General features: G+C 61.2%; 9 protein-coding genes. All 9 read right to left on the reverse strand.

Annotated features, from left to right (window positions below; genetic code table 11):
- Positions 1-36: 36 nt before the first annotated feature.
- The gene (locus tag ACZ6YA_RS14870) at positions 37-3,606 is read right to left on the reverse strand and encodes a glycosyltransferase (RefSeq protein WP_465897886.1); all 3,570 of its coding nucleotides are present in this window, start codon (positions 3,604-3,606) and stop codon (positions 37-39) included.
- Positions 3,607-3,684: 78 nt separating this feature from the next.
- Positions 3,685-5,268 (reverse strand): flagellar hook-associated protein 3, encoded by a 1,584-nt coding sequence (locus ACZ6YA_RS14875; RefSeq protein WP_465897888.1) that lies wholly within the window; start codon positions 5,266-5,268, stop codon positions 3,685-3,687.
- A 13-nt stretch (positions 5,269-5,281) separates the two neighbouring features.
- Positions 5,282-7,315 (reverse strand): flagellar hook-associated protein FlgK, encoded by a 2,034-nt coding sequence (gene flgK, locus ACZ6YA_RS14880; protein WP_465897889.1) that lies wholly within the window; start codon positions 7,313-7,315, stop codon positions 5,282-5,284.
- A 12-nt stretch (positions 7,316-7,327) separates the two neighbouring features.
- The gene (gene flgJ, locus ACZ6YA_RS14885) at positions 7,328-8,491 is read right to left on the reverse strand and encodes a flagellar assembly peptidoglycan hydrolase FlgJ (RefSeq protein ID WP_465897891.1); all 1,164 of its coding nucleotides are present in this window, start codon (positions 8,489-8,491) and stop codon (positions 7,328-7,330) included.
- An 11-nt stretch (positions 8,492-8,502) separates the two neighbouring features.
- Positions 8,503-9,612: a flagellar basal body P-ring protein FlgI gene (locus tag ACZ6YA_RS14890; RefSeq protein ID WP_403136088.1), complete on the reverse strand. Its 1,110-nt coding sequence runs from the start codon at positions 9,610-9,612 to the stop codon at positions 8,503-8,505.
- Positions 9,613-9,624: 12 nt separating this feature from the next.
- On the reverse strand, positions 9,625-10,320 hold the full coding sequence (gene flgH / locus ACZ6YA_RS14895) for a flagellar basal body L-ring protein FlgH (protein WP_400795169.1): 696 nt from the start codon (positions 10,318-10,320) through the stop codon (positions 9,625-9,627).
- Between the two features lie 36 nt (positions 10,321-10,356).
- On the reverse strand, positions 10,357-11,142 hold the full coding sequence (gene flgG / locus ACZ6YA_RS14900) for a flagellar basal-body rod protein FlgG (RefSeq protein ID WP_346615052.1): 786 nt from the start codon (positions 11,140-11,142) through the stop codon (positions 10,357-10,359).
- 47 nt (positions 11,143-11,189) lie between these two features.
- Positions 11,190-11,930 (reverse strand): flagellar basal-body rod protein FlgF, encoded by a 741-nt coding sequence (gene flgF / locus ACZ6YA_RS14905; RefSeq protein WP_400795171.1) that lies wholly within the window; start codon positions 11,928-11,930, stop codon positions 11,190-11,192.
- 282 nt (positions 11,931-12,212) lie between these two features.
- Positions 12,213-12,398: a hypothetical protein gene (locus ACZ6YA_RS14910; RefSeq protein WP_400795173.1), complete on the reverse strand. Its 186-nt coding sequence runs from the start codon at positions 12,396-12,398 to the stop codon at positions 12,213-12,215.
- Between the last annotated feature and the right edge of the window lie 12 nt (positions 12,399-12,410).

Here is a 12,410-nt window from a genome sequence, read left to right on the forward strand (position 1 = left end):
ACTGCCGGGGCGGGGGTAGTTAAAAACAACGCCGGATCAATCGGCCAACCAACCCCACTCCCAGTGTTTTAGATTTTCACCACGCAGGACGAAGTCTTGCATGACTGCCGCGTGCAACTCATCACCCATGCGATAGCTGGCTACAGGGTCGGCGAGGTGCGAACGAATGGCCTCGACCCATTCTTGGGTACTGTTGCTGTAAATCCGCGTACACGGCAGCGCGCCACGGTAGGCCTCGGTATCCGTGCAGATCACTGGATACCCACAAGCCCCATACTCCAGCAGGCGCAGGTTGCTCTTGCAATCATTGAAAATATGAAATTCCAGGGGCGCCAGCGCCAGGTCCAGATTTAAACTGGCAAGCTTCGCAGGGTAGTCAGCAAGGCTGACCAATGGATGGAATTCGTGAATATACGGACGGAGCTCATCGGGGCACATACCGAAGAATACCCAATGAACTTCATTGGCGAGGTGCCGAACGGTTTCGGCAATTATTTCCAGATCACCACTGTGGCTGGTACCCCCACCCCATCCTACACGGGGTTTGGGGCCTGTTGCTCTCTCACTTTTGAGGTGAGCCCAGGCATGCGGGTTTAGCATGTTCGGGACAACGCGGAAATCATGGTGCATCGATGCCAGTGCATCGGCCAGCGCCTGGGTTGTTATCACGACGCGATCGCAAAGGCCGATTGCGCCACGCAGATGTTTTTCTATATTGGCCGATTTGTTACGGGCATGTTTATTTTTCTTCGGCGCTTCGAGCACATAGTCGTCGATTTCATAAATACGACGCGCATCGGAATATCTCGCGAGGCGCTCGATGTCACGAACGGACTCTTCGTTATGCCGTAGCTGGACCACGATGATGTCCGGGTTCATCCGGGCGAGCTGTATGGTCCCCGGCATTTCATAAGCAACCCGCCCAACGACACGCCCTGCTGCTTCAAGCGTGTTGAAAGGCTCAGTGACTCTGTACCCTCCCACCGCCGAAGCATTCACCGGCAGGGCAAGAACCGAAGGAAGCGTTCGTGCGCAAAACGGATCCCAGCTACCTTGCGAGCTCGGGTCCAAACTGAAGTTAACGCGCCCAAGCCCTAAGTTAGGATTATAGGCAGGGTCGCGGACGACTCTTGATCGCCACCGCTCGAAAAACGCCGACTGCTGATTGAGGGTTGCATTGGCATGCGGATCCGCCGATACAGCGCCCATCGCCCGCAGGCACGCATGCGGCGTCCATACCACCAGATATCCTTGGCCTGCGGATCTCAGGCAGAGGTCGACCTCACCCAGACCACTGGCAAACTGGGCACAATCCAGGCCACCCAGGGAATCGAGCACAGACTTACGCACCATCAAGCAATCACCTGATACCGCCGTCCAGTTCTGCACAACCTGCAGTCGCTGTAAGTAGCCACGGCTTTCGCCGTCCTCGCCTGCACAAACCAGCCCCACCCCACCGTTGCCCCCCAGTACTAGACCGGCGTGCACCACCCTGTCATGCACGTCCAATACCTTGGCACCCACGATTGCAACTTCTGGGCGCTGGGCATGGTTGAGCATCTCGCCCAGCCAATGGCTATCGCAGACCTGCAGGCTTGCTGAAAGCATCAAGAGGTATTCACCTCGCGCAACGACGGACGCTTCGTTGATCATGAGCGCTGCGTCTGGATCACCTTCCAGACGCAGCACGCGCAACATGGCCCCACCCACTTCTTCCATGGCCTGCAGCCAGTCATTGAGCTCCGGCGCTACAACGTCCGACCCAACCACCAACAACAACTCATAACGTGAATAGGCTGTATGCTCCATGACAGACATGATGCAGCGCTGCAAGACGTCCAGCCGCTGATTGCACGGCACCACAAGCGTGACCATCGGCGTGTCGGCATGCGTGTAATCGATCCGGTTCAGTACGGCCACTTCATCTTGACGAATTTGATGCTCGATACCTAGCCGCTCAAGATGCTCACTCACCACACGCGCGCTCTGTGCCACCACTGCCGGCTGTGACAACCATTGAGCAAAACCGACACTGGAATGCACCTGGATCTGAGCAATGTGCTCAACGACCTGCGGCCCCTTGCTTTCGACCAACCGCCAGAGCAAGTCATGACTGGCGAGGTCTGCAAAGCGGGCGTCCAAGCCGCCGACAGCGAGGGCTTCGGCACGATCGAACGCCAGCGTGCGACCCGTGTAGGGGTAGCTGCGCATCAGATCGATGTTGAAATCCGGTTTGAATATCGGTTCACAAGGCTCGCCGTCGACCCACACATCTTCATCACTGTAGATACATGCAAGCCCCGGCAGCACGGCTATACGCTCGGCCAGGAGCAACAGATTAGAGTCGACAAGCCTATCACCCGCCTGCACCAGGTATACCCAGTCGCAGTCGTGCAAGCCTGCAATCACTTGATTGAGTTGCGCAACCCAGTCCGCTTCCGGCGCGTAATGGATAACACCCGGCCAATCGCAGCCGTCGGTGTTGGAGAACACGACACAGTGCTGGGCCGGATAGTGTTGTGCTTGAACGCTGCGCAGGGTGTGAGCCAGTTCATCAGCGCTGGCAAAAGGATCCAGCACCAGCACGCTGATTCTGGGAGCACTGCCGCATGCCTCCAGGGTGCGTGGAAGCAACTGGATCTGAGCAGGGCTCAGCTGACGCTCGGCGATCCACTCCCGGTAGAGCTCAGCGTAACTTTCACTCGCGCTACCGATGCGGCGGTCCATGGTGTTCTGCCAGTTGCCCACCACCAATACCAGATTGATTTCTTTCCACTCATCCGAGACCTGAGATACTCCAGTCAGCTGCTTGTAGCGCACCCAGCCTTGCGCTGGCGCCGCCTCTCCACCGCGGATCTGCAGCATCTGCCGCAACCATCCCCACTCCAACACCAGCGTGGACTGGACCTCAGGCTGCTTGCTCAGACGCCCTTCATGTAAACGCTCTATGAGCAATACATCACTGACCAACGCCAGTGGACCTGCTCGCATCAAGCAGCAGAAAAGCGCCATATCCAACAAGGCCACGAACCCCAGCGCATCCTGAGTCAATACGCCCAGCAATGCCAGCGTCTGATCTTTACGCATCAACGCAGAAGAAAAATTGCCCAGAAAATTGGCAGGGTGATCATTGAGTACCGACAACACATCACTGCCATTGAACAAGCAGTCATGATTGACGAATCGTGCGTTGGCCAGCCTCATTGGGAGAATGTAGTTGTTCTCATCTGCGAACATGCGCTGGGCGAGTACGAGGGTAACGTCTGGGTGATCGACAAACACCTGAGCCTGGCGCGCCACACAAAGAGGGAAGAGCCGATCGTCATCGCACAGCACCTTCACCAGCTCACCGCTCGCCGCTTCCACCGCCTGTACCAGGTTGCTGACAAAACCCAGCCGCTGGGGGTTGCGAATGTAGCGTATCGATTTGCCGCTCTGCTCCTGTACCGACTGCACAATCGCCTCGATCTCACTCCCCTCGCTGTCGTCGCATACGACCACCTCAAGCGCTTCGTAGGATTGCCCCAAGGCACTTTGCAGCGCCATGGCCAAGAAGCGGGGATTAAAAGCCGGGATAACGATGCTGACGAGAGGCTGGGCGTTCACGTTTGGGCCTTGAAGAGATCCCACGCCAGCTCGGGTGCTCTGGCGTGGCGAGACAGAAGGAGACAGCAGGAGGGAGAATCAGATGTAGTTGACCAACGACAACCCGGCAACTTTAGCGTACGCCTGCAACGACGCCTGCAGCATGTTGGTTTGCATCTGCAGACGCAGCATCACTTCAGCCGGATCACTTTCCCGGATCGAACTCTGCGTCTTGGTATTTTCGGTGCCCAATGCTTCGTTGGTCTCAGCCTGCACATCCAGCGCCGCACCGCGACCACCAATGGCACTGACCGACGATGAAACCTGGTTGATTGCACTGCCGATGTTGCCGACTGCCGAGTCGAGGGAAGCCAGGAAATTCTGCCGGGCGACCGGGTCACTGTCCTGCGGGGTCGTCAACGCAGTACGCAGCTTGCTGATCGTATCGAGCACGTTCTGCGTCTGATGGGTATCAACTTTGACCCCGAACGAATCACCCGCACTCGGCACGCCGGAAAGCTCGAAGCTGACACCCGCTGCCGTTGCAGTGGTGCCATTCGGCCCGCCCAGCGCGCCAGAAGCCACCGGACGGCTATCAGCCGTAACGGGGGAGGCATAGAGCTCGAATGTACTGGCACTGGTGAATTTCAGCACCGCGCCGCCCGTAGGGAACGCGGCCTGGTACCCGGCCTGGTCGGTAATGGTGGCGCCGGTCACTTGTTCCGTCGACGTGTTACCAGCACTACGCGTACCGGAAATGGCATCGGCCCTGGAGCTCAAGTTGAAGGTATGACCGGCGATAGCGGCATCTTCATTACCCTTGTCGGCGTCCTTGAATGTGATATCCAGGCGCAAGTCGACACCTCGAAAGTTCACCGACAGATTGTCGCCGCTAGGGTCGAACTTGCCACCCTGGCTCGCCTCGAGCGTCACGTCATTCCCACTGGCGTCGAGGACCTTGAACTGGGTGCTACTGGTGAACTCGATGGTGTACGGTTCGCCGCTGCGGAACCGATCGTTGTAAGCGCTGCTGCCCGATACCTGGCCATTGGACAGGCTCACGCGACCATCGTCAGGGGTTGGCGCTGTTTGAGCCGTTTCGCTGCGGCTGGTATTGAGCGCCTGCTCGAAGGCGTCATAGCCGGTCTCGTTGGCCGCAAGGCTGAGCATGTCACCTACTTGAAGGTTCAACTTACCCTGGTCGCCCTGGTAGCTGTAGGTACCATCGGCATTGCGCACATAAGGCGCGGTGTCGCCTTTGGATCCGGAGAACAGGTACTTGCCGTTCTCATCCTTGCTGTTCATCAGCGAGAAGAGTTGATCCTCAAGCGAAGCCAGCTCATCAGCATTGGCCTTGCGATCAGAGTCAGTGAAGGCACCGTTACCCGAACTCACCGCCAGTTCGTTGACCCGCTGCAGGATAGTGCCAATGGAATTCAAAGTGCTCTCGGCGGTACCCAGCGCATTACGCACATTGGTAATGTTGCCCGAATACTGCTTGAGCATGTTCTGCTGCTGCTCCAGCTGCAGCAGCCGCGCCGCGCCCACCGGATCGTCCTTGGCAGTACGCACGCGGATGCCATCGCTGGCTTCCTGCTGGGTCTTCACCGTGTTGGCGAAGTTCTTCTGATAGTTGGCGCTGTTGGTGTTGTAGAACTGCGAAGTAGAGATGCGTACGCTCACGATCTACGGCTCCTTAAAGACTGTTGATCAGGGTGGCGAAAGTTTCCTGGGCCGCCTTGATGATCTGCGACGACGCGGTGTAGTACTGCTGGAACTTGATCAGGTTGCCGGTCTCTTCGTCGATCGACACGCCCGACAGGCCGTTTCGGCTGTCTTGTGCAGAGGTGTGCAAGGCCGTGGTGGCATCGCTGTCCATCTGCGCCTGTCCAGCCTTGCCGCCGACGTTGGACACCAGCTTGGCGTAGGCATCGGTGAAGCTGATGCCCTTGCCATCGGCGCCGACCTCGACGGTGGACTTGGTCTGCAGGTCGAGCACCGACTGGCCGTTGCGGTTGTCCGCCGAGCCTGCGCCGGTCAGCGCCACGGTGTAGCTGTCGCCGTTCTTCGGGGCGCCGGAGACGCTCATCTCGAAGGTGAAGTTGCCGCCCAGCGAGTTGCCGTTGCCATCGACCATCGGCACCGACAGCTGCAGCTTGTTTTCCTGGCCCGGCACGATGGTGCCGCTGCCAATTTCGGTGCCCTTGGCGTCGTACATCTTGTACGCCTGGGGCGAGGTGGTTTCGTCGCCGAACACCAGCTTGACCGGGGTCGAATATTTCAGGCCGTTCTGCAGCTGGGTACGCTGCGCGGCGTCGTAAATGTCCAGCTCGGAGGTCAGCGTCGGCTGGGTGATCACGCCGGTGCCCTTGTTGCCGGAACCGCTGGTGGCGGTCAGCGGCGAGGCCAGCGCCAGGCGCTTGGGGTCGGTGAGCACGGTGTCGATGTTCGCTGCGGCATTGCGCGTCGGGGTGATCTTGAAGCTGTCACCGGCGCTCAGGCCGCCGCCATTGAGCGACAAGGTGAAGCCATCGATCACCGGCGGCGGGTTGGTACTGAGGTCGAAGCTGCCCATGTCGGTGCCGTCGGGCAACTTGCGCACGTTGTAGCCGGTGGCGCTGGTGAAGGTCACCTGGTAATCGCTGGTGGACAGCTTGCCGGTGTCCTTGATGGTCACATCGAGGTTGCCGGAGCCTGCGCTGTTGCCGGTCTTGGCGATGCTGCGCTGGGCGATGGCGGCGGCGCTGTTGATGTCGCCGAACAGGGTGGCGCCGAAGTCGCCATTCTTGTCGATGCCTTGGGCCAGCTGGCTGTTGATTGCATCGGCCACCACCAGGGCCACGCGACCCAGCTCGTTGAGCGCAGGATCGAGGGTTTCCTTGCGGTAGCGCAGCAGGCCGCCGATTTCACCACCGCTGGTGCTGCTGGTGATGTCCATCTTGGTCGAGCCGCGATTGAGGATCAGGCTCATGCGGGTCGGGTCGGTGGCACTCGGCTCGACGCCGATCGTCTGGGTGGTGTTACCCAGCACCAGCGCCTGGCCGTTCTTCAGGTAGATGTCGTAGTTGCCGTTCTTCTGCTCTACCACATCGGCGCCGATCAGCGCCGTCAACTCGCGCACCGCGCCATCGCGCTGGTCGAGCAGGTCGTTGGGCTGGCCATTGATGGCGGTCAGCTTGGAGATCTGGCCGTTGAGGTCGGCGATGGTCTTGGTCAGGTTGTTGACCTGGTTGGCCATCGACCCCAGGTTGGCGTTGATGTTGCTGTTCTGCTGGTTGAGCTGCGACGCCAGGGTATTGAAGCGCTTGGCCAGGGACTGGGCGCTGGTCAGCAGCAGCTGGCGCGAGGCGTCCTCGGTCGGCTTGGCGGCGGCATCCTGCATGGCCGTGAAGAAGCTCTGCAGCGCGGCGGTGATGCCGGTGTCACTGCTGGACAGGGCGGTATCCAGCGGCGTGATCTGGTCGAGGTACGAGGAGGCTTCGCTGCTCAGCGAAGTGGTGGTACGCAGCTGGTTCTCAAGGAACGCGTTGTACACCCGGCGCACATCGGCCAGCGTGGTACCGCTGCCGATGAAGACCTGGCCGACCTGCTGGCCACCCTTGGTCTTCTGCACGTTCTGCTGGCGCGAGTAGCTCTCGACGTCGGCGTTGGCGATGTTGTTACCGAGGGTGTACATCCCCGATTGCGCGGCGCCAAGCCCCGACATACCAATGTTGATCAAACTCGCCATGGTTCCATGCCCTTAAAGTTTCGTTGTGGTACCGAGCGCTGCGTATTGCTCGTACGACTGCATCTGTCTTGCTATCTGCGAGATCTTGCTGGCGTAATTCGGGTCGGTGGCGTACCCGGCCTTTTGCAACTCTTGCACGAACTGTTCTGGTTTATCGGCTGCCTTCACCGCATCTTGATAGCGGGAATTGTTCTGCAGCAGGCTGACCAGGTCGTGGAAGCTGTCCTGGTAGGAATCGTAGGAACGGAACGCTGCGGTCTCTTTGACGAACTGGCCGTCGCGGAACTCGCTGGTGATCGCCCGCGCCGAATCGCCTTGCCAGTTGCCGCTGGCCTTTATGCCGAACAGGTTGTGGCTGCTGCTGCCATCGCTGTTGCGCATCACCGACTTGCCCCAGCCGGTTTCCAGCGCCGCCTGGGCCACCAGGTAGCGGGGGTCAATACCAATGCGCTTGGCCGCCTGCTCGGCCATCGGCAGCATGGTGGCGACGAATTCGTCGCTGTCGGCAAAGGCCTTTTTCGGCGCCAGCGGTGGCTGCGCCACGGCGCGGCCAGTAATGCGCAGGCCGTTGTCCGGGACGGCGATGGCCCTGGCCACTTGCTGCCCGTCCCGCGCCGGCACGGCAGCAGTATTGGTGCTGGCAGCCGGGTTGCTGGCCGACGGGACGATACCGGCCAGCAGGCGGTCGGTGAGTTTGCCCGGCAAGGCCAGGCGTCGCGAATTAAGCGCGGCGACGTCGTTGCGGCTGGCCGACTGGGCGGCGTGCACCGGCTCGGCCACCTTGTTGCCCCACAGCGTCGGCGCATTACCCTCGATGCGCGGGAATGGGCTGGTGTTCGCGGGGGTGCTCTTGTTCTTCGAGAGCTGGCGCACTAGCACGTCCTGCAGGCCGATACCGCCGCCCTCGCGGGACATGCTCACGGCCAGCTGCTGGTCGTACATGTCGCGGTACTGCTTGACCGTCTCGCTGTTCATCGGGTTGTCGTCGGCCAGCACATCGCTGGCCTTGCGCGAAGCCTTGAGCATCTCGCTGATGAACAGCGACTCGAACTCCTGGGCCACCTTGCGCACGTTGGCGTCGCTGTCGCGGTCGCCGTGCTTGAGCGAACTCAGGCGATTGAGGTCGGTGTAGGCGCCGCTGTCGGCGGTGCTGGAAACCAGGCTTTTCGAATTCATCCGTGGCGTCCTCAGATCACGATCAGGTCGGCCTGCAAGGCGCCGGCCTGTTTCAGGGCTTCGAGGATCGCCATCAGGTCGCTGGGCGCCGCGCCGACCTGGTTCACCGCGCGGACGATTTCATCCAGCGTGGTGCCCGGGCCGAACTTGAACATCGGCTTGGCTTCCTGTTGCGCATTGACTCGCGAGCGCGGCACCACGGCGGTCTCACCGTTGGAGAACGGCCCCGGCTGGCTGACGATCGGGTCTTCGGTAATGGTCACGGTCAGGCTGCCGTGGGTCACCGCCGCTGGCGAGACCTTGACGTTCTGGCCAATGACGATGGTGCCGGTCCGCGAGTTGATGATGACCTTGGCCACGGCCTGGCCTGGGTCGATCTCGAGGTTCTCGAGGATCGAAAGGTAATCCACGCGCTGGCTCGGGTCCATCGGTGCACTGACCCGTACCGAACCGCCATCCACGGCCTGGGCAACACCGGGGCCGAGCAGCTCGTTGACCTTGTCGACGATGCGCTTGGCGGTGGTGAAGTCGGGGCGGTTGAGGTTCAAGGTCAGGGTATTGCCCTGGTTGAAGCCGCTCGGCACGGCACGCTCGACCGAGGCGCCGCCGGGGATACGGCCCGCCGACGGAACGTTGACGGTGATTTTCGAGCCGTCGCGGCCTTCTGCGTCGAAGCCGCCGACCACCAGGTTGCCCTGGGCGATCGCATAGACGTTGCCGTCGATACCCTTGAGCGGGGTCATCAGCAGGCTGCCGCCCCGCAGGCTCTTGGAGTTACCGATCGACGACACGGTGATGTCGACGACCTGGCCGGGTTTGGCGAACGCCGGCAGGTCGGCGTGCACCGACACCGCGGCGACGTTTTTCAACTGCACGTTGCCGGAGCCGGCCGGCACCTTGATGCCGAACTGCGACAGCATGTTGTTGAAGGTCTGCAGGGTGAACGGCGTCTGGGTGGTCTGGTCACCCGTGCCGTTGAGCCCCACCACCAGGCCGTAACCGATCAACTGGTTGGAACGCACGCCAGAAATGCTGGCGATGTCCTTCAGGCGCTCGGCATGGGCACCGAACGCACAGGACAGAAGCAAGGTTGCGGCAATCAGCTGCCTGACGTTGAACATGTTCATCCGTACTCAGAATGGCCAAAGCGGGCTGATGAAGAAGCGGTCCAGCCAACCGGGCTGGCTGGCATCGGCGAACGAGCCGGTGCCCGAATAGGTGATGCGCGCGTCGGCCACACGGGTGGACGGCACGGTGTTGTCGGTGGCGATGTCGTCGGCGCGGATCAGGCCGGCGATGCGCACCAGCTCCTCGCCGGTGTTCAGGGTCAGCCATTTCTCACCGCGCACGGCAATGATGCCGTTGGGCAGCACTTCGGCGACGGTCACGGTGACCGAGCCGGTCAGGGTGTTGCCCTGGGTGGCCTTGCTGTCGCCCTTGGTGGTGCGGTCACCGCTGTAGCCAGCTTCGAGCGACAGGTCGCCACCACCGAACGGGTTGTTGGTGTTCGGCGTGGCGCCGAACAGCGAGGTCAGGCCGATGTCTGCCTTGCTGTTCTTCTGGATCTGCGAGCCTGCGTTCTTGCTCGCCGAGGTTCGTTCGTTAAGGGTGATGGTGATGATGTCACCCACCCGGAACGCCTTGCGGTCGGTGTACAGGTTCTGATCGAAACCGGCCTGGTAGATCGAACCGTTGTTGGCCGCGGCCGGCAATGGGGTGCGCGGCAGGACCGGCGCATAGTACGGGTCGTTGGGCTTGGGCGTCGGCGCGACGCAACCAGCCAGAACCACCACCCCCCCCAGGGCGAATACGGACAACAAACGCTTCATGACGCATACCTCACGGTGTAACGGAACCTGGTGGGCTTACAGCTGCTGGGTGACGAACGACAGCATCTGGTCGGCAGTGGAGATGACCTTGGAGTTCATCTCGTAGGCACGCTGGGTGGTGATCATGTTCACCAGCTCTTCCACGGTGCTGACGTTGGAGTTTTCCAGGGTCTGCTGCAGGGTGGTGCCGAAGCCGTTCAGGCCCGGGGTACCGACCTGCGGCGCGCCGCTGGCGGCGGTTTCCAGGAACAGGTTTTCGCCGATGGCTTGCAGGCCGGCCGGGTTGATGAAGTCGGCGGTCTGGATGTTGCCGATGACCTGCGCGGCCGGGTTGCCGGCGGTGGTGATCGACACGGTGCCGTCCTGGCCGACGGTGAAGGTCTGGGCGTCGTTTGGCACGACGACCGCAGGCTCCAGGGCAAAGCCGTTGGCGGTGACGATCTGGCCATCGGAGTTCAGGTGGAAGGTACCGTCACGGGTGTACGAGACGGTGCCGTCCGGCTGCAGAACCTGGAAGAAACCACGGCCATTGACCGCCATGTCCAGCGGGTTTTCGGTGGTCTGCAGGCTGCCGGTCTGGAAGTTCTTCTGGGTGCCGACGATGCGCACACCGGTACCGACCTGCAGGCCTGACGGCAGTTCGCTGTCCTGGGTGGACTGCGCGCCTGGCTGGCGTTTGATCTGGTACAAAAGGTCCTGGAATTCAGCGCGGTCGCGCTTGAAACCGGTGGTCGAAACGTTGGCCAGGTTGTTGGAAATGACCGTGAGGTTGGTGTCCTGGGCGGACAGGCCGGTTTTAGCGACCCAAAGAGCCGGAAGCATCAGTATTCTCCTCGTGCGCCTGTTTTACGGCACCCGTTCAAGTGTGGTTAGCCGATTTGCAAAACACGCGCCATGGCTTCATCGCCTTCCTTGGCCGCGTTCATCATCTTCACGTGCAGTTCGAATTGGCGGGACAGCGCCAGCACCGAGGTCATTTCCTCGACGGCGTTGACGTTGCTGCCTTCGAGGAAGCCCGACACCACCTTGACATTGACGTCGGCTGCCGCTGGCTGGCCATTGGTGGTGTGGATCAAGCCGTCGAGGCCCTTGGTCATGCCCTTGGTATCCGGGTTGACCAGCTTGATGCGGTCGACCTCGGCCATCACCCGCGGGTCTTCACCCATGGAGCGGATGCTGATGGTGCCATCGGAGCCGACTTCGACTTTCTGCTCCGGCGGAATGGCGATCGGGCCGCCGTTGCCGATCACTGGCATGCCATTGCCGGCGCGCAATACGCCGAGGGCATCGATGTTCAGGCTGCCGGTGCGCACATAGGCTTCGCTGCCGTCCGGGGCCTGCACGGCGATGAAGCCCTGGCCGCTCACGGCCACGTCCAGGTCACGCCCGGTCTCGATCATCGGCCCTTCGCTGAAGTCGGTGGCGGGACGCTCGGTCATGGCAAAGGCCCGCGACGGAAAGCTGTCGCCGAACACCGGCATCGAGCGCGCCTGCTCCAGGTCACGCTGAAAACCATTGGTGGAAATGTTCGCCAGGTTGTTGGCATGGGCCTTCTGCGCCAGCGCGTTCTGGCTGGCGCCGGTCATGGCCACGTAAAGCATCTTGTCCACAGTCATCCTCCGCTGCACTGGCGATCGCTTGCCGCTCGCCGTTGCTGTGCAGGCACTAAAGCAAGTTCCGAACCAACTTTTATATATTGAGAAAAAGCCCGTGAATACGGGCTTTTGCGGGATAGGGCACTCAGGGCAACGCCGGTTATCCGGCGCCAGGTTGCCGATTGCGGCAAACCTGTACCGGCCTCTTCGCGGGGCAAGCCCGCTCCCACAGGTTTGATGGCGCAACGCGATTCCCTGTGGAAGCGGGCTTGCCCCGCGAAGAGGCCGGCACCGATTTCACCGATCCCGGCACCCACCATTGTTGTAAGGGCCGGCAAACCGCTTCCAGCCCTCCCCCGGCGGCCACTGCGAGCACACCAGGCGCCCATCCACCTGACTCTCCCAGCGCCACCACGGCGCCGGGCCGGCCTGGACCTGGTACAGACAGAACATCGCCAGCAATGCCACAAACCACTTCTTCATGCTGCCTCCGGC

This window comes from Pseudomonas sp. NPDC090752 (assembly GCF_055584805.1).